Below are 18,193 nucleotides of genomic sequence, written 5' to 3' on the forward strand. Positions count from 1 at the left end.
CTTAATAAGAAAGAATCACAGGCCGAGTTTCAGGCTCAGATGACCTTGTTGGATCAATCTATTATCAACTTCCTCGACATGGCCGATAGCGCCGAAAAGGTAAACGAGTATTTATCTAAATTGACGATACAATTAGAGGAGACGAAATGCGATTTGCGGATTGGGATGAAGTACAGGTGCATACTTCAGAAAAGCGGCAGATGTTGTATGATAGTTTTGAAGCGAGGAAAGTTCAATTACTCGAGCAAAAAAATAAAAAGGCAGGCCAGCTACAACAGGCGGCTGAGCGCATCATAGCCGGTGTTAAGAACAAAGCAAAAAACCTGGAGAGCGAATCGGAGATCAATGCCTTCTTCTCATCAGACCTGATGGTAGATCGTGCCCGCCAGATGGCGCAGGAGCTGGCTGCTATGGAGGATGCCACTAAAAGTGAAGAAATATTACAGCAATTGCTGGTAGTGCAGCAGGAAGCAATTCGTAATCTAAAAGATAGAAAAGAGCTGTATGTAGACGGGGCGCAGATACTGGCGATGGGCAAATACCGCTTTGCCATTCAGTCGCAGAATGTAGCATTGACACTTACGAATAGGGACGGCGTTTATAATTATCATATAACAGGCACTTCTTATTTTGAGCCCGTTCATCATCCGGAGCTGGAGTCGCTGAAGGCTGTAATGGAACAGGAATATGTGTCAGAAAGCAAAGTCGTTCCGCGGGCGGTATACCTGGCCTGGCGTATGCTGCAGCAATATTCAGCTGATATTAATCCAGCTGCGGCCGAACTGGAGCAACAGGTAAATATGTATCTCACTGCGCATCCGTCTGAGGGGTATGTTAAAGGAGTGCATGATAAGGATGCGCTGTTATTGGCAACCCATTGGCTGCAGTTAAGAACAGACCTGGGTATATTGAGCTACTTGCCGGAAGAGCGTGCGCTGGCACATATCTTCTGGCATTACCTGCCGATGGAAGAAAAGGATGATCTTACACGCAAGATTACAGCGGTTAAATTTTTAAAAAGCCATTATAGCCAGCAGAAAGAGATTGAGCTTTTCATAAACGAGGCAGCACAAAGGATAGCTGCTTTTATTCAAAAAGAATTTCCTTACATCGACTTGGATATACAGGCCGCTGCAGCTTATTTATATGGAAGCCCGGCAGGTGTTACCATGGTGTCGCATACTGATAACGAAATATTCGCAGCCTTTAAAAAACACCTGAAAGCAGATTTTATCGATAAAAAATACCAGGAGTATATGCAGGAGCTCAAAGATAAACCTGCAATGCTATGGGCATTGGTAGAGAGCTGGCTGTATCGGTTTTCTGTAAAAGAAAAGATTGATATTCCTGCTGATCTTATGATGGAGCTTACCGCTATGTTGATCACTGAAGGTAGCAGCCGTATAGAAATAGATGAAGATCACCACGCGATTGAATTAAAGGGATTGCAATCGATCACCCAGGAAGGCGCTTTTGTATTGGATCATTATCACTGGGTAAGAATATTAAAAGATCATAATGCTCATGTCGTTCCGCAGTTTTTGCGTTTACAGCAATTAAAGAAGGAATTACTGCTGGAAAAAGACAGGCAGCTTCGGTTAGAGAATTTTAAAACAGAAGTGTTGACCTCTTTTGTAAGAAACCAGCTGATCAACCAGGTGTACTTTCCGTTAATAGGCGCTAATTTTTCCAAACAAATAGGAGAGTCAGGCGATGCCAAGCGTAGCGACCGTAGCGGGTTATTGTTATTGGTGTCTCCGCCCGGCTATGGAAAGACTACTTTAATGGAGTATATAGCCGACCGGCTTGGCCTGGTATTTATTAAGATAAACGGTCCTTCGCTGGGGCATAGTATTACATCAGTAGATCCGGGTGAGGCAAAAGATGCCGCAGCCAAAAGTGAGCTGCGCAAGTTGAACCTGGCTTTAGAAATGGGAGACAATGTGATGTTGTACATTGATGATATACAACATTGCAATACCGAGTTTTTACAGAAATTTATTTCGCTGGCTGATGGACAACGTCGGATGGATGGAGTGTTTAACAACGAGCCTAAAACATACGATCTGCGGGGCAAACGTTTCGCATTGGTAATGGCTGGCAACCCCTATACAGAGTCTGGCGACATATTTAAGATCCCGGATATGCTATCCAACAGGTCTGATATTTATAACCTGGGCGATATGACTTCGGTAAACAAAGCCCAGTTTGAAATGAGTATGCTGGAGAATGCTTTGATGGCCAACACGCATTTGAGAAAGTTATCACAAAGTGGCACGGAGAACCTGTATAAGCTGGTAGCTTATGTACAGGATCCCGAACGTAATCTTCCCAATCTCGATGGTAATTTTACCGCTTCTGAAATACAGGATTTTATACAGGTGGTGAAACATGCACTGCAGGTAAGAGCTACAGTTCTGAAAGTGAACGAAACCTATATTCAATCAGCAGGGGTAATGGATACGTTTAGAGAAGAACCGCCCTTTAAGTTGCAGGGTTCTTATCGTAATATGAATAAGATATTATCTTCTATTATTCCTATTATGACGTCGGCAGAGGTGACAGAACTGGTATCCAACCATTATAAAAACGAATCGCAAACGTTGACCAAAGATGCAGAAGCCAATCTGTTGAAGCTAAAGGAAATTATGGGACTGCTAACAGAAGGGGAGCGTAGTCGCTGGGAGGATATAAAGAAGGAGTTTAAAAAGTATCGCATGCTGAAAGGCCTGGGCGACCAGGATAAATTCTCACAGATCATTGCACAAATGAACCAGTTTGTAGATGGATTGGAAGGAATTAAGGACGTGTTGAGGGGGAAGTCGTGAGTTGGCATGGTTGAACTACCTCCTGTTTTGTAAGACGATACGCCGGTTGCCAGGCGTTCAGTCCCTTTAGGGACAAGATAATGGTAGACTATTAAAAGAGCCAATATTGCGTGCCGTAGGTACGCAACATGAATTGTTCGATTATAAACAGGGTAAGGGCGAAATATCTATTCAATTTATATAAAATGCTATAGGCTGGTATGTTTAAAGATTGATATTGTTGTGTCTTACAAAAGCAGGTATTGTTGTTTAACTTTACATTAAATCAGGTGAGTGTATATCGTTTCACATATCGATAATGATATTCTTACCTAAAAAGAAGATAATACTTACTAATAAAGGATATTACATCAATGGATCAGAAACAACTGAACGAATTAACAGATGAGGAGTTATTGCAGGAAGTCAAAAAAATGAAGTCTGAAGCGATGATTAACGCCGGATTTATTGGCTTTTTAATCGGCATTGTATGTTACAGTCTGGTAAAAAATGGTTTTGGTTTTTTTATGCTGATCCCGTTATTTCTCATATACAAACTGATCAATAAAAAGCCTAAGTACAATAAGCAAGAATTGGAACAACTTCTAAGAGAGCGGAATTTGAAATAGCCTGTAGTGTATGGCTTATAACGTAAAAACACTAATCGATGCTAATACCTAAAATTAAACTAGTATCACAACCTGACTCGGAGGATGCAAAAGAAGTGCTGGGATATCATTGGAATGATGTTGCAGGTACCAGGCACCATCTTGGAGGAAAACCAGACGGAATGTCTGAGGATGAATATCCTGTTTGCGATGATTGTAAAAAGCCTATGACATTTTATGCACAAATAGATTCTATTGGCGAAAAACTTGACCTGGCAGACTGTATGGTAATTCACAATTTTGTTTGCTTCGATTGCTTTAATGTAAAAGCTATTTTGTCACAAACCCAGGTGTAATGCATATTCAAGGCTAATTAAAGAATTACGAGGCATATGTATCAACACCTAAATATATATCATGCTTGAAATAAATAAAAAAGAAGATATCATTATCCCATTTAACAAAATAGGCGAAGTTGATTGGGAAACAAAAACGCGACTGATCATTGAATCCATTGCTGAAAATTGGAACGATGATTTAAAGGAGCCCCTTGGTATTGATGCAATCTCCGAACTAGAAAGTAGGTTAGGGACAAGTCTTCCAGAAGGATTGCGTTTATTTTACCAGACAGTTGGACTTGCAGATATCGGCGAGCAATTGCAAAGCTTTGACGAGATAGGCTGGCTAAAAAATATCTGGGCAGAGCAACCTCAGTACGGTCCGGACTTTACAGAAGAAGATCTGGTTCATTTACCCTATCTTGTTTCTTTTAGTAACTATTTGGGAAACGGTAATATGTTCTGTTTTCATAGTGAAACAAAAGAGATCTATTATTACGATCATGATAGCAAACCCTATCTGACAAAAATGTTTGAACATGTTGATGACTACCTAAAGGGCTGTTTAATATTTGCACAGTCTGACCTTTTTGGGGAAGCCGAACAAGACGAGGTCGAGAGATGGGCTGAAGAGATCGTATCTGACCTGGTAGGAGAAGATACTGTGAGGAAATGGAGATATTAAATGAAAACTGCCGTGAAAAGAGCATTTTAGGTATGGTTATTTATTTCAGTTGCGTGCTTTCTAGTGATATAAACCAGCTACCCAGTATGTATTAATAAATATTTCAACGAGGGTTAATAGGCACGGTCAATATTGAGCAGGCAAAAGCCTTATATGAGTGAATAGAAAATTATCGAGATTAAAGTGGTTTTAGTGAAAAGTCTCATTGCTGCTCTGAGGCAAAATGAATCATTTGTGTTACTAACTGTTTAATCAGAAAATCTATGAAGCAACAAATACTGGTTGTTATTTTTCTCCTGTTAGCACAGGCTATTCACAGCCAAAAAAGTGAGTCTTCCAAAGCCCCGCCTGGGCGGCTATCGAAAAAGGAACAAAAATCGAAGCGCAAAATCGCAGTTGTATTAAAACGAATGTCACATCTCTAACAGACAGGCTGAAAAAGTATCCCTTCAATGTGGCATCCCGGATTCAGGTTGTTTCTTTTAATCGTGGAATTTATTTATTGGATAGACAAATGGTAGAACAAGACAGTTTACCTCGAATCAATGACTCTATCATTTATGCAAAACTTCAAGAGATCAAAACATTAACCCATTTCCGGGTTGATCAACTGACTGATCTTTTCTATAATTATGGATACAAAGGGCCAATTTCACGTTTTAGTGAAGCGGGTTGTTATATGCCGAGAAACGCTATTCTTTTTTTAGACCCAAACGGTAAGATCATAGAGCTGATCGAAATCTGTTTTGAATGTGGCAAAATGTATGCGAGTTCTGAGAACGTATCTTTTGGAGATATGTGCGATCAGAAAATGGATATGCTATTTGATTTGTTTAAAAAAGCTGGCATAGCATACGGGATAACCAAGGGCAGATTTTTTGGTAATGAACGATAATGTAGTTGGGAAAAAATAAATTATGATAGAATGGAGGCCCATATCTTTAATAGAGCTTTATGATCAGATTTACAAAACGGAAACAAATCTGAATGGCGAGCTATGGAATTTTTGGCAACTGATTAAAATTGGACCTGTAAAATGGATAGAGACTGGATATGGTAGTGAGGGTGGTGGTTTTTGGGTGGTGGCCATTTGCGGAACGAAAATTATTTGGTACAATGATATCGAAGAAGGATTCAATATATCCAATTACAATGTCTATGGTGAGATCGATGGATATTTCTGTAACCAGGATGAATTAAATGAAGCAGTAACCCGGCTGTTTGACTTGGTAAAATTTGGCGGTGATGTTATTGGGCACGGAAGTTCACCTATAAATTTGGATTGAAATACTCTTTATAAATGAAAACACCGCAAGGCAATAGGTATCAGACGGGCACCAAACGATTGTTGGCTGCAATTATTGATGGCTTAGTTTTTATTCCCCTTCTCTTAATGGAGGATTGGATAGCTAAGAATGCTGCTCTTTCAATAGCGGTTGGCAGCATAATTATAATGGCGTTGCTACCTTTGGTATATTCAATTTTTTTACATTATAGATACGGGCAGACATTAGGAAAATGGATGGTGGGGGTGAAGGTATTGGATTCGACAGAAACAAGACGCTTAACATTAAAGCAGTCGGTGTTTAGGGATAGTTTTTTTCTGATCATTGAAATAGTTACGTTAGTGTATTTTTTATTTCAGGCTAACAAATTAAATTATCTGGAGGATGGATATAATGATTTCGCCGCTCAGCCTGTTTTCTGGTGGACCATTGTTGAGCTGGAGACCATGTTGACTAACAAAAAGAGAAGGTCAATACATGATTGGCTGGCGAGGTCAGTTGTTGTAAGATTGTAGATGCTGTTTTGTTTTTTAGAAAGGGAGGAAGCAACCGAATTGTGGTCTGTATAAATGATTAAAACAGTTGAGGGGATGTAAATGATATTAAATCGGGATTTAAAGGGTAGACGAGAAGTGCGATCAATCACATTCTATGAAAGAGGCTGTAGTATCAGTCCTGTTAGAGACGATATCTTGGTAGTTGATTCAAGGACGATTGCCCTGCGTGCCGTAGGTACGCAACCATAAGATTTTTATCTGTTATAGGGGAATTTACTTTGGGCGATAGGTTTTGTTTTGGGCGCTCAACCTATTCGGCGGGGTTCTTTATATATCCGATGGGGTTCTAAACCCCTCGCTTGGGGTTCTGAACCACTCCGTTGAGGTTGATGAACCTGTATTTTGGGGTTGTACAACCTCAACTTCGGGGTCTGGAACCACAAATCCGGGGTTCGGAACCGCAAAAATGAGGTTGCATAACCCCAGCGGACCTGCAAAAGACCGCTCCGGACATCTGTTTTATACATCCGGAGTAGTTGTGAACTCCGCCGGATAGGCTTTGTACCCCGCTGTTGAGGTTGAAAACCGAAACGGATAGGTTGCTCAGCCCCGATCGACAGGTGTCAAACCCGCTAGGAGCGGTTGTGTACATGTCGGGATCTATCTTGTATAACATCCTAAGCAGTAATGAACCCCATTGGATGAGTGTAGAATTCGCTGCCATAGTTATAAATGCAGGAAAAACAGCTAAATTAGCAAAACTGTTGAGGGCTGCAAGCGCGCCAAATTTCTAAACTGTCAATTGCTATTGTATGAAAGCTATAATCATAACACCGCTACTTTTATTTTTTGCATCGTATCTTTTTGCACAAACCCCTGTTATAAAATATCATGATAATGGAATAAAGAAATCGGAAGGATATGTAAAGAATGATGTTTATGACAGTACATTTATTTCTTACTACAGTAATGGTAACAAAGAGTCGGAAGGCAGTTTTAAAAACTGTAGCTACCGCACTAGTTCTTTGGCTATTGTACAGGCACCATTTTGCTATGTAGGTGAGGGTACAACGAAGCCGCTTAAAGGCATTAAAAATGGAGAGTGGAAATATTATTACGCTAATGGGATAGTTAAAAATATTGAAAACTTCAATTGTGGTATTAGTGTAGGGCAGGAGCTCCTGTACGATTCTGAAGGCAGGCTACTGGAGCGTGCGTTTTATAATGCCGGTGATTTAATTCAGCTACAGGAATATTACCCCGACGGAACCTTGAAAATGAGCTCCACCAAAGTATATGAAATAGACGAAAAAGGGCGTAAAAAGAATGGGTTCAAAGAAAACATATCGGAGTATTATGAAACCGGAATTCTTAAATGTTTAAAAACCGTTAATGAGGCCGGCCTGCCAACCAGCAGATATGTGGAGTACTGGGCTAACGGGTTTGTGAAAATGGAGGGCAATTACAGGGGCGGTAAAAAAGAGGGTGTTTTTAAAGAATACTATGAAAACGGAAATACAAAGTTTGAAGGTGTTATCAAAAGCGATATACCGCAAGACAAACAGTACTTTTCAAATGAGAAGGGCTCCGTTACGAAAGTAGAAACCTGGGAAAAGGGTAAACTGGTAAAGACTGAAGATAAGAGCGGGAGCTGATGTGAACTGAAATTCAAAATCATCAGTAAAATGCATATAGATAAACTTAAATCATTTTTAGAATTACAAATAATCTGGAAGGATGATAATATGTTTGAATTAAAAGTAACGGCTTCAAATGGTCGCTATTTTGGAATAACGGAAGTTTATGATACAACCGAGTCGCTGTTTAATTTTTCTCAAATGCTGATTAATTTTCCGCACGAAAACAATAAGGCATTTCATGAAGCGGGCTATAGAGAGAGTTATGCTTATTTTTCTGTGAGTTTTTATTGTATTGATAATGCAGGGCATATTGGAGTTCAGGTAAGTTTAGAAGATAGCGTAGCAACAGAATTCAGGCCAGAAGAAAAACATAAATTGAAATTAGAGATCGTTGTAGAACCTCAAGCAATTGTCGAATTTCAAAAACAATTAAGCCGACTTGCAATAAAACAGGAAGGTATAGTAACGCTTTATGGTAGGGATAATAGAATCGAGTATAGATAAATAAGATGAAAGGAGTTTTTACATTCATCATATTGTCACTATTTACTGTTAAAGTATTCTCACAGACCTCCATGCGTACAATTGAACAACTTATTGATACAACTGACCCCGGATGGCCATTGGTAAAGCAATGGATCGGCTCGGCAAAGAATAAGGTAGAAGTATTACCTGTTGATACGACAAAAGCAAAAGTGGCTTTGTACAACACACAGGTTACAACCCGCTCGCCGATGGGAGCCGTTGTATATATGACAGGCGGAATATTAGTTGACGATGGATGGATACGAATATTGGGTTCCGGAAGTGAAAAGCTGAGCAGATCTTTGCCGGAATGGAACAAAGGGAAGGCATTTAAAACGTATGGAGAACGGCCTCCATTTTTATTGATTGCGGATGATGTATTAGGTGGCTTCTTTATGATTAACGGAGGCGCTTTGGGCAGCGATCTGGGTAAAGTGTATTATTTAGCTCCAGATAATTTGGAGTACGAGCCACTAGATCTCACCTATACTGAGTTTTTAAACTTTTGCTTTAATAACGATCTGGAGGATTTTTACATAGGGTATCGCTGGCGCAACTGGAAAAACGATGTTTCAAAACTTACCGGAGACCAGGTATTTAATTTCTTCCCTTACCTATGGTCAAAAGAAGGGAAAGATATGAGTCGAGTTTCACGAAAGGCCGTTCCGGTTGAAGAGCAATATAATTTGAATCTTGATTTTAGAAAACAGCTTGGACCTGATAAAAAGTAAGGTGTAATTTTCAAAACAAAATATGATGGACCAAAACCACGAAACATTTGATACCTGGAACAAAATTGCATCCATATACCAGGATAAGTTTATGGACTTAAGCTTATATAACGAAACCTATGATTATATCTGTAATGCGGTGACTACTCCTAAAGCCAAATTATTAGAGATTGGCTGCGGACCGGGAAATATTACGAAGTATCTTTTATCTAAGCGGCCCGACTTTGATATTTTAGGAATTGATATTGCGCCCAATATGGTTGAGCTGGCAAAATCAAATAACCCCACAGCTCAGTTCGCCGTTATGGACACACGGGAGATTATATCCCTTGCCACAAAATACGACGCCATCATTGGAGGATTTTGTATGCCTTATTTATCACCTGTTGAAAGTGATGAATTAGTGACTCATTGTTATGATTTATTAAACGGGAACGGGTTGATTTATCTAAGCTTTGTAGAAGGCGAGCCTGCTCAATCTGGTTTTAAAGAAAGTAGCTATGGCCGGGTTTACTTCCATTATCATAATTTAGATAAGCTGAAAGCACAACTTGTTGCAACAGGATTTGGCGAAATAGAAATTTTCAAAGTGCCTTATAAAACATCGGACATAGATTTTGATATGCATACGATATTGATAGCTAGAAGAACTTCAATCTGATTTCTACTGGTAGAAAAAAATCCCCAATTAGAAACATAAAATATTTTCCTTAGTTTTGTATCCTGTAGGATACAATTTTAAAAATGTACTTTATTGAGAAAACACCAGAATTTGACAAGTGGTTCAGGAAGCTGAACGACTTGAAAGCAAAAGCAAAAATTTTGTTCAGACTTCAAAAATTGGAGGATGATGAATATTTTGGAGATTGTAAATCGGTCGGAAATGGAGTCAGTGAACTGAAAATAAACTATGCGAAAGGGTATAGAATTTATTTCAAAGAGACGCATGGAAGGATTATTATTTTGTTAATGGGTGGAGACAAATCAACTCAACAAGAAGATATCAAAAAAGCAAAAGAGATTTGGGAGAGATTAAAAAAGTAAAAAATGGGAACATCAAAATTTGATATAGCAGATTATTTGGATAGTAGCGAAATGATCGCCGAATATCTAAATACCGCTTTGGAAGAAGGAAATGACACTGAGATTGTAACGGCGATCGGCAATGTAGCTAAAGCCATCGGTATGACTAAAATAGCCGAACAAACCGGCATGAGCAGACCTAGTTTGTACAAGGCATTATCTGACGGGGGCAAACCACAATTTTCAACCATCATGAAAGTTTTAAAAGCTGTTGGCGGACAAATTAGAGTGGATCCGATATCTGCTTAATAAAACTACATCGATAATAACCCCGCTATGCGCATTTTTTAAAGATAGACATTGGTGGACATTACGCACATTCAAAATAAATCTGTTCAGGTTGAAAATTACCAAACAACTTTTCTGACGCTAAAAGTTGATGGCCGATTATTTCGTTTAGACTTTATTGATAAAAAGGAGTTCAAATTGAAAAAAGGTATACTTGGGCAACTTAGGATTTATGAAACCCGTCCATTACTTATTGATTACAACGAAAATATTGTGACGGCCTATATAAACTCAAAGCCAGAGCATTTTGATGATTTTGTAGCAGACTTTGCAAACGCAATAAACGAAATAACTAAAGGTTGGCGTAGCTGGGCAAATTATGTAACGGACAGAAAAATAAACTCTACACTAAACAATTTCTTAAACAATGTCAAAAGAGGAATAGGAAAATTGATGGAAGCTCCTTTTTCAATTACACAAATAGCAATCAAAGTCTGCGATAAACATAATGTTGCCACAAAGATGTTTGGAAATGAGTTAAAACGGGAGAATTTTAAATTAATGCTAATTGGTGGTGATAATTATGTAATTGCAAAGGAGTTTAGAATACGACAAAATTAACGATGGAAATAAATGCTATTGTGCGTTAAGTTCAGTCGGTTATAAATTGTAAATAGAGCAGAATACCTTTAATGTTAGCGGTGGTATGCTTGCTTCTCTCCTCAAAATCGAACTCAAAATCAAGCAGTTTTTTAGGGTGTATCTCTAGTCCCTGGGCAATCGCTACTAAAATAGATAAAGTAGCACTATGTTCTCCATTAATAATTCTGTACACCTGTTTGGTTTCAATACCTCCTAAAGCGGCCACCACTTCTGCAGTTTTTCGTTTTTGCTTAATGAGCTCCTTTAAGTGAGCACCAAATGCATTCAGGTATTTTTGATTTCTGACTTTCACTAAATGAAAGTGAAATTTATTTGCAGAAATAAATTGTCAAATTTGACAATTTAAAAATATTCTCTTAGCTTTACTATGTAATATATTTGCGATTCTTCATAAACTAATTTGAAGCAGTTCGCTTTGAGTCTCGCTTTTGAAACCTCGGAAATTTCTATAGCAACGAGATGATAAGATGAATAGCTCACGAACCTAGGCGTGAGCTCTCTTATTCGTTGCTGGGCCTCCGAGGGCCTCAAAAGCGGTAAGTTGAGCGCCACGCCTTTTTTGTGCGGGTGCTTTTAAAACCACCTGTTATGAACGCCGTTACTACACCTACACCACAACACCACTCTTTTAACGAGACCCAATGGCTGCGTATTTTATTTCTCATTGCCGATACGGAGCAATGGTTACAGCAATTGCATAAAGATATCTTTTACCAGCTGCCACTCAAACAGCATAAAAAGCTATTGCGTAATAACTGGTACCTGGGCCCCAGCACATTGGCGCATATACTGGAGCGGCATTACGCGCCTATGGCCCGCCACCCTGGCGCGGGTAAGTTTACTATTAGCGTGGAGCGAATTGTTTCAATTATCAAAGAGGCTTTTGCAGCCACGCCACAGCCCGTTCCGCAAAGCTGCCATTACCAAAGGGTTTGGAATGCGGGTAGTATCATCGGCTATGATGTGGCGGGGACTGCTACACAGTGGGTTACGGTTATTGCGGATGCCGCGGGGAGGATTGTTACGGCGTTTCCGGGAGTAATAGTTGACAGCTCACCGCCGTAATTGATCAATTAAATATTGTAGGGATGTCTAAGCTTGTTGAATACTTAACATGTATATACCCGATGTAAAATTTGTTTTTCCACGTTTTTTGCTTGCCCAAAAAGTGGAGCAAAAAGGGCACCGCCAATCGGTTGCCAGGGCGATTGGCGGGGGATATCTATTGAGCGGTGTGCTTGGCAAATGATCTATTAATATTTGCTGACACACGCCAGCTGCCTACCTACTTGCAATTAAAACACATTTAAGCCAAACGGATGCCAGGCGGCCTTAATGTATGAGCGTTAAGAAAATGGATGAAGTGGAGCGTAAAAATGCCTGCTGTCCGAGCCCGCGTGAACCTGGTGCCTGCCTCGCTCTGCGAAGCGAGTTCAGGCATTTTAGCGCAACGCAATTCATTTTTAGCGCAGACATCACAGCCCCGTCCGACCGGGTCATCCGGGCGGGCTTGATTTTTGGCTCCACCTTTTTATCCCCGCCTGACCACCAATGATATTTTGGTATGTAGTCGGGCAGGAAGAAAAAGGTGGAAAGATAAAAACGGGTTCGGATTTCAAAATCGGAACTGTAAAGCATATACGTTGGTGAGCCACCATACGCCGTAGGCAAAACCTGCACAAACAGTATAGCAGCTAACTGTAGAAACACTTGTTGCACATTAGAGATCTAAGAACTTTAAAATTGTTTTCGATTTCAGACATGGTTCGTCGCGTCCATCATGACATTGCTTTATAAATCAGCCCAACTTCCCTTATCTGCAATACAAAATCTTAAATCAACCATCATGAAAAAACACTTTCACTTTCACTTAATCCGCATAGAGGCAACATACAAAGGCAATCCATTAAAAGCATCGCCAATAGGCATATTACAAGAGTTCTTCAACTATGCTACGGCAGCAGAACATGCCAAAGCCTTTGATGAATTTTGCCTGGCCGCGCTCAGTAATCAGTATAGCTGGCGCAGGGGCAGCCCGGGCAATGCCCTGTTTTATAGCGAGCAGCTGGAGCTGTTAATAGAAGCGGCTTACTTGCTGCATCAGCAACCCGAACTCAAGGGCAGGCGTTTTAAGATGTTAAGAGACACGCTGCAATCCTTTTTCAATTATGCTTCATTAGCGAATTGGAAAAACGGCATTATGCTTTTACCCACGCTGCGCTTTCTAATAGTTCCGTGGCCGATGAGTTACCTTCTACAGTCATATACAAGCATATCGCTTATATGAAGAGATTGGTAACAGCGGCTGAAGAAATTATATTAGCGAACCATTAAAAGTTTTTAGAAATACCTATGCTGGCAGTTTTCCCAAAGGAAAGGCCAAAAGAGCTGGGCTTTTTATCACTATCTTTTTGTCCATATTTCTGGTACTCTATGCCGCCAATAGATACATTTAAACCAAAGTTCTTTTTGATATTGACAAATACAGCGGGAAATAGTCTCAACCGTACACCGTTAAAAGAGGATTCTTCCCTGGTTAGCTGGGTTACACCTTCCGGGTAGTCAGCGGAATAGCTCGTTTTCGTACCTAAATCTCTCTTCCCACTCATATAAAGACCTTCCAATTGGCCAAATACCGAAAAAATATCTGATAGTTTCTCAGTGTACCTTAAAAAAGGGCCCATAATCCAGTCTTTCCCTTTGGAGGTTGTTTCAAAATTCATATACCCAACACCCATGTAGTAAACGTCCCTGACATTTTCGTATTTACTTGATATTACAGAGAGCGTAGCACCCGCCGTCAGTTTTTCACTAAACTGGTAGCCGATATAGGGAGATAACTCACTGGAGCGACTGGTACCATTCGTTTCGGAGGTGGTGCCCATGATCAATATGTTATCCGTTTTTTTGAACTCAATATTTCCACCTATTAAAACCGTTCCTTTTTGAGCAAAGCTGATATTGCCTAGAGCAATACTCCTGCGGTTAGCAACAAAATTTTTTCATAATTTGTTAGTTTGATTTTGCTGCGCAAGATAACAAATTGCCTCTTTATGGGCAAAGACCGATGTTGAGGAAAAAATGTTTGCTGAAATTGCCGGTTTGGCATAAATTTAAATGGGAATACTATTGTTAAGCCATTTAAATTCAATTAAAAAGCGAAAATTATCATTTCCTTATCTGGCAATTGAAAAACTATAAAATAGAATCATATGAAATTATCTGAACTGAAAACCGGCGACTGGATATTATTAAACGACAATGGTGTGGAAAGGGAAGGCACTGTTTTACGTGTAAGCAATGAAGACAATAAAGTGTGTGTGGATAATGGGATACAGGAATTTTGGTATGAACTGGAATACATCAAGCCGCTTCCATTGAATGAAGAGCAGCTATTAAATCTTGGCTTTGAAAAACTGGATGTCGGAAATGGCGTAAAATATGGCAAAGGCGCCTTTAGAGTACATGTGCCATCTGAAACTGATTTTTCAAAAGTAGAAGTATGGTACCGTGAAGACCGGCGATTTTTCGATCATCCGATGTATGTACACCAGCTTCAAAATATTCATTTAGACATGACCAAAGTGCAGTTAGAAGCCTGATTATCAACAATTATATAAAAATATTAGTTGAGATGTGGAAGAAATTCCTGTAAACTTTTCAACATATCAACTTTTTTCTTACTTTGCGTAAGCGAAAGGCCTGTTCTGAAATTTATCGGAACAGGTTTTTTTATTCACCCAATCTCCGTATCTTTGCACCCCTAAAATTTTTATGGCTAAACAACCCTTAATAAAGCAAGACGGAGTCATTTTGGAAGCCTTGTCCAACGCAATGTTCAGGGTGAAACTGGACAATGGACATGAAATTTTAGCGACCATTTCAGGAAAGATGAGGATGCACTACATTCGTATTTTACCTGGTGACAAAGTAGGATTAGAAATGTCGCCTTACGATTTAACCCGCGGGCGCATCAATTTTAGGTATAAAAATTAAGCTTCAGATCTTAAAAACAAACAAGATGAGAGTAAGAGCATCAATAAAAAAACGCAGCGCGGATTGCAAAATTGTACGCCGTAAAGGAAAGCTGTACATCATTAACAAAAAGAATCCTCGTTACAAACAACGTCAGGGTTAATTTTTGATATTAGTATTTAAACTTTAGAATTTAATATTTATTTATGGCACGTATTGCCGGTGTTGATTTACCAAAAAATAAAAGGGGCGAAATAGGTTTGACCTATATCTACGGAATTGGCCCTTCTACGGCTAAATATATTCTGGATAAGAATAGCATTGACCGTAACAAAAAAGTAAATGATTGGAATGATGACGATTTGAACGCCATCCGTACCACTATTACTGAAGAGCTGAAAGTAGAAGGACAACTGCGTAGCGAAACCCAAATGAACATCAAACGTTTATTGGATATCGCTTGCTACCGTGGTCTTCGTCACAGAAAAGGGTTACCTGTTCGTGGTCAGCGTACTAAAACTAACAGCCGTACTCGTAAAGGTAAACGTAAGACAGTTGCCGGTAAGAAGAAAGCTGCTAAGAAATAATTAGTTAGTGAGTTAACAAGTTGATCAGTTGACAAGGTTGGTTATACCTGCTTTGTGAACCTTTCAACTTGTTAGCTTTTTTACTATATAGGCTTCACATTACTCAACTTCTCCGGATCGCAACCGAGGCCTGCGGGAGGGTAGGTTGGGGGTTCTGTTTCGAGGCTTCGGAACGGAATTTTATTATTTAATTTAAAGATTACCTCAGTTCTCATGGCAAAAGCACAATTAAGCGCGAAAGCAGCCGCAAAGAAAAGGATCGTAAAAGTAGATGCCTTCGGCGATGCGCACATTTCCGCAACATTCAACAACATTATCATCAGTCTTACCAACAAAACAGGCCAGGTTATTTCCTGGAGCAGTGCTGGTAAAATGGGCTTCCGTGGTTCTAAAAAGAACACTCCTTACGCGGCTCAGATGGCTGCTGCAGATGCTGCAAAAGTAGCATTGGATGCAGGTTTGAAAAGAGTAGACGTTTTCGTTAAAGGTCCTGGTTCTGGTAGAGAAGGTGCTATCCGCTCTTTATCTCAGTCTGGTATCGAGATCGTTACTATTAAAGATGTAACGCCGCTTCCGCACAACGGATGCCGTCCGCCTAAAAAGAGAAGAGTTTAATTTTATGTACGATGTGAGATGTACGGTGTGCGTTTTCGTATATCAAACATCTCACATCGTACATCTTACATATTTTTGAGCCATTTCGGTTTCATTTTTAATAAAGGGTACGCAATTAATTTTTTCCAAGGCTTTTTATCGATTGCAGTACCGGTTTCTAAAAAAGCTTAAATGAAAGTATAATTATGGCACGTTACAATGGTCCTAAGACCAAAATCTCCCGTATTTTCGGAGAGCCTATTTTAGGTAATGGTAAATGGTTGGGTAAAAACAGTAACCCTCCCGGTCAGCACGGTGAAAAACGCAAACGTAAAACTTTAGGTGAGTACGCTTTGCAGTTGCGCGAAAAACAAAAAGCTAAATACACTTATGGTGTTTTAGAGAAACAATTCCGCAAAACTTACGAAGAAGCTAACCGTCGTAAAGGTGTTACCGGTGAAAACCTTATCAAATTACTTGAGTCTCGTTTAGACAACACGGTATTCCGCATGGGTATTGCTCTAGCCGTCCTGCAGCACGCCAGTTGGTGAGCCACAAGCACATCGAAGTAAACGGCGAAGTAGTGAACATTCCTAGCTATTTATTAAAAGCTGGCGACGTTATCACTATTAAAGAAGGAAGCAGAAGCCGTACTTCTATTACCAGTGTTGTTACTCCTAAAAACCCTAAGTTCAGCTGGGTAGATTTTAACGAGACGACTCTTACCGGTACTTTCATCACTTATCCTGAAAGGGAAAGCGTTCCTGAGAACATTAAGGAACAACTGATTGTTGAATTGTATAACAAGTAATTTGTGTGAATGGTCAATAGTGAATGGTCAATTACTATTCTCACTATTCACTAATCACTACTCACTATAAAAATCTAAAATAGGTATGGCAATTTTGAATTTTCAGCAGCCTGATAAAATCATTTTACAAAAAGCATCTGATTTTGAAGCCCAGTTTGAGTTTGCACCATTGGAGCCAGGTTATGGCGTAACCGTTGGTAATGCACTTCGCCGGGTTTTATTAAGCTCTTTGGAAGGTTATGCTATTTCGGCTATTAAAATAGAAGGTGTTGACCATGAATTTGCTACCATCAAAGGTATCAGCGAAGACCTGGTTGAGATCATCCTGAACTTAAAACAAGTTCGTTTTAAGAAACTGGTTGATCATGAGGTAGCTAACGAGAAGATTTCATTGTCAGTTAAAAATCAGGCTCAGTTTACCGCAGGCGCAATCGCCGATGGTACTCAGTCTTTCCAGATCATGAATCCTGAGCTGGTAATCTGTACTTTAGATTCTTCTGCCAAACTGGACATCGAACTGACTATCGGTAAAGGCCGCGGTTATGTTCCTGCTGAAGAAAATGCAGTGAAAGATGCACCGGTTGGTTTAATTCCTATCGACTCTATTTACACTCCTATTAAGAATGTAAAATACAGCATCGAAAATACCCGTGTGGAACAACGTACTGACTATGAAAAATTAGTTATGGAAGTTGTTACAGATGGCACCATCCATCCTGAAGATGCGGTAAAGCAAGCTAGCCGTATCCTTATTCAGCACCTGATGATCATCACTGATGAGAACATCACTTTCGATAACAAAGAAGAGAAGAAAGAAGACTTAGTGGATGAGAATACGTTGCAATTGCGCAAAGTATTGAAAACTCCATTAGAAGATCTGGATCTTTCTGTACGTGCATTTAACTGCCTGAAAGCCGCTAAGATCAACTCTCTGAGCGAGCTGGTACAGTATGAGCAGGAAGACCTGATGAAGTTTAGAAACTTCGGTCAGAAATCTCTTTCTGAGATCGAGCAGGTATTAAACGAAAGAGGTCTTGGTTTCGGAATGGATCTTCAGAAATTAGGTATCGATAAAGACGATTATTAAAAAGAACAATTAGCTAATATGCTAATGTGGCAATTTGCTAATAAAAGC

General features: G+C 39.7%; 26 protein-coding genes. 24 read left to right on the forward strand and 2 right to left on the reverse strand.

Features of this window, described 5'->3' with window-relative positions:
* The first annotated feature begins 146 nt into the window (after nt 1-146).
* The 14 genes from MKP07_RS12065 (at nt 147) to MKP07_RS12130 (ending at nt 11,049) form a co-directional block, all read left to right on the forward strand.
* Entirely contained in the window at nt 147-2,828 is a 2,682-nt protein-coding gene (locus tag MKP07_RS12065) for an AAA family ATPase (protein WP_240847420.1), read from the forward strand.
* A 353-nt stretch (nt 2,829-3,181) separates the two neighbouring features.
* Entirely contained in the window at nt 3,182-3,436 is a 255-nt protein-coding gene (locus tag MKP07_RS12070; RefSeq protein ID WP_240847421.1) for a hypothetical protein, read from the forward strand.
* 38 nt (nt 3,437-3,474) lie between these two features.
* Nucleotides 3,475-3,771, forward strand: a complete 297-nt coding sequence (locus MKP07_RS12075) for a hypothetical protein (protein ID WP_240847422.1) — start codon at nt 3,475-3,477, stop codon at nt 3,769-3,771.
* 61 nt (nt 3,772-3,832) lie between these two features.
* Nucleotides 3,833-4,438 carry an SMI1/KNR4 family protein gene (locus MKP07_RS12080; protein ID WP_240847423.1) on the forward strand — a complete coding sequence of 202 codons (606 nt, stop codon included), beginning with the start codon at nt 3,833-3,835 and terminating at the stop codon, nt 4,436-4,438.
* 454 nt (nt 4,439-4,892) lie between these two features.
* The gene (locus MKP07_RS12085; RefSeq protein ID WP_240847424.1) at nt 4,893-5,333 is read left to right on the forward strand and encodes a hypothetical protein; all 441 of its coding nucleotides are present in this window, start codon (nt 4,893-4,895) and stop codon (nt 5,331-5,333) included.
* 22 nt (nt 5,334-5,355) lie between these two features.
* A complete protein-coding gene (locus MKP07_RS12090) occupies nt 5,356-5,724 on the forward strand; it encodes a hypothetical protein (protein ID WP_240847425.1) in 369 nt (122 codons plus the stop codon).
* Between the two features lie 14 nt (nt 5,725-5,738).
* A complete protein-coding gene (locus MKP07_RS12095; RefSeq protein ID WP_240847426.1) occupies nt 5,739-6,239 on the forward strand; it encodes an RDD family protein in 501 nt (166 codons plus the stop codon).
* Nucleotides 6,240-7,033: 794 nt separating this feature from the next.
* Nucleotides 7,034-7,876 carry a toxin-antitoxin system YwqK family antitoxin gene (locus tag MKP07_RS12100; RefSeq protein ID WP_240847427.1) on the forward strand — a complete coding sequence of 281 codons (843 nt, stop codon included), beginning with the start codon at nt 7,034-7,036 and terminating at the stop codon, nt 7,874-7,876.
* Between the two features lie 30 nt (nt 7,877-7,906).
* A complete protein-coding gene (locus MKP07_RS12105) occupies nt 7,907-8,365 on the forward strand; it encodes a hypothetical protein (RefSeq protein ID WP_240847428.1) in 459 nt (152 codons plus the stop codon).
* A 5-nt stretch (nt 8,366-8,370) separates the two neighbouring features.
* Nucleotides 8,371-9,117: a DUF2625 domain-containing protein gene (locus tag MKP07_RS12110; protein WP_240847429.1), complete on the forward strand. Its 747-nt coding sequence runs from the start codon at nt 8,371-8,373 to the stop codon at nt 9,115-9,117.
* Nucleotides 9,118-9,139: 22 nt separating this feature from the next.
* A complete protein-coding gene (locus MKP07_RS12115) occupies nt 9,140-9,778 on the forward strand; it encodes a class I SAM-dependent DNA methyltransferase (RefSeq protein ID WP_240847430.1) in 639 nt (212 codons plus the stop codon).
* 83 nt (nt 9,779-9,861) lie between these two features.
* A complete protein-coding gene (locus tag MKP07_RS12120) occupies nt 9,862-10,161 on the forward strand; it encodes a type II toxin-antitoxin system RelE/ParE family toxin (protein ID WP_240847431.1) in 300 nt (99 codons plus the stop codon).
* 3 nt (nt 10,162-10,164) lie between these two features.
* On the forward strand, nt 10,165-10,449 hold the full coding sequence (locus tag MKP07_RS12125; RefSeq protein ID WP_240847432.1) for an addiction module antidote protein: 285 nt from the start codon (nt 10,165-10,167) through the stop codon (nt 10,447-10,449).
* 51 nt (nt 10,450-10,500) lie between these two features.
* Nucleotides 10,501-11,049, forward strand: a complete 549-nt coding sequence (locus MKP07_RS12130) for a hypothetical protein (protein WP_240847433.1) — start codon at nt 10,501-10,503, stop codon at nt 11,047-11,049.
* 31 nt (nt 11,050-11,080) lie between these two features.
* Here the strand turns inward: MKP07_RS12130 and MKP07_RS12135 are convergent, their stop codons facing one another.
* Nucleotides 11,081-11,383, reverse strand: coding sequence for a helix-turn-helix domain-containing protein (locus tag MKP07_RS12135; RefSeq protein ID WP_240847434.1), 303 nt, complete (start codon nt 11,381-11,383; stop codon nt 11,081-11,083).
* Between the two features lie 296 nt (nt 11,384-11,679).
* Between MKP07_RS12135 and MKP07_RS12140 the strand changes: the two genes are divergently transcribed.
* Nucleotides 11,680-12,156, forward strand: coding sequence for a hypothetical protein (locus MKP07_RS12140; RefSeq protein ID WP_240847435.1), 477 nt, complete (start codon nt 11,680-11,682; stop codon nt 12,154-12,156).
* Nucleotides 12,157-12,937: 781 nt separating this feature from the next.
* A complete protein-coding gene (locus tag MKP07_RS12145; RefSeq protein WP_240847436.1) occupies nt 12,938-13,378 on the forward strand; it encodes a hypothetical protein in 441 nt (146 codons plus the stop codon).
* Between the two features lie 43 nt (nt 13,379-13,421).
* Here the strand turns inward: MKP07_RS12145 and MKP07_RS12150 are convergent, their stop codons facing one another.
* Nucleotides 13,422-13,976 (reverse strand): hypothetical protein, encoded by a 555-nt coding sequence (locus MKP07_RS12150; protein WP_240847437.1) that lies wholly within the window; start codon nt 13,974-13,976, stop codon nt 13,422-13,424.
* A gap of 327 nt (nt 13,977-14,303) precedes the next feature.
* Here MKP07_RS12150 and MKP07_RS12155 point away from each other — a divergent pair, with 327 nt between their 5' ends.
* From MKP07_RS12155 to MKP07_RS12185, 8 genes are all read left to right on the forward strand, one after another.
* Complete coding sequence (locus MKP07_RS12155; RefSeq protein ID WP_240847438.1) at nt 14,304-14,693, forward strand: hypothetical protein; 390 nt, start codon at nt 14,304-14,306, stop codon at nt 14,691-14,693.
* Nucleotides 14,694-14,865: 172 nt separating this feature from the next.
* Nucleotides 14,866-15,087: a translation initiation factor IF-1 gene (infA, locus tag MKP07_RS12160; protein WP_240847439.1), complete on the forward strand. Its 222-nt coding sequence runs from the start codon at nt 14,866-14,868 to the stop codon at nt 15,085-15,087.
* A gap of 25 nt (nt 15,088-15,112) precedes the next feature.
* A complete protein-coding gene (rpmJ, locus tag MKP07_RS12165) occupies nt 15,113-15,229 on the forward strand; it encodes a 50S ribosomal protein L36 (RefSeq protein WP_240847440.1) in 117 nt (38 codons plus the stop codon).
* A gap of 43 nt (nt 15,230-15,272) precedes the next feature.
* Nucleotides 15,273-15,653 (forward strand): 30S ribosomal protein S13, encoded by a 381-nt coding sequence (gene rpsM, locus MKP07_RS12170; protein ID WP_240847441.1) that lies wholly within the window; start codon nt 15,273-15,275, stop codon nt 15,651-15,653.
* Nucleotides 15,654-15,866: 213 nt separating this feature from the next.
* Nucleotides 15,867-16,268, forward strand: coding sequence for a 30S ribosomal protein S11 (gene rpsK, locus MKP07_RS12175; RefSeq protein ID WP_240847442.1), 402 nt, complete (start codon nt 15,867-15,869; stop codon nt 16,266-16,268).
* Between the two features lie 185 nt (nt 16,269-16,453).
* The gene (gene rpsD, locus MKP07_RS43740; RefSeq protein WP_449588943.1) at nt 16,454-16,798 is read left to right on the forward strand and encodes a 30S ribosomal protein S4; all 345 of its coding nucleotides are present in this window, start codon (nt 16,454-16,456) and stop codon (nt 16,796-16,798) included.
* Nucleotides 16,795-17,058: a S4 domain-containing protein gene (locus MKP07_RS43745; RefSeq protein ID WP_449588945.1), complete on the forward strand. Its 264-nt coding sequence runs from the start codon at nt 16,795-16,797 to the stop codon at nt 17,056-17,058. The genes rpsD and MKP07_RS43745 overlap by 4 nt, the downstream gene beginning before the upstream one ends.
* A gap of 85 nt (nt 17,059-17,143) precedes the next feature.
* The gene (locus MKP07_RS12185) at nt 17,144-18,145 is read left to right on the forward strand and encodes a DNA-directed RNA polymerase subunit alpha (RefSeq protein WP_240847443.1); all 1,002 of its coding nucleotides are present in this window, start codon (nt 17,144-17,146) and stop codon (nt 18,143-18,145) included.
* The last annotated feature ends 48 nt before the right edge of the window (nt 18,146-18,193 follow it).

Origin of the sequence: Paraniabella hibiscisoli (genome assembly GCF_022512515.1) — a bacterium.
Lineage (GTDB): Bacteria > Bacteroidota > Bacteroidia > Chitinophagales > Chitinophagaceae > Niabella > Niabella hibiscisoli.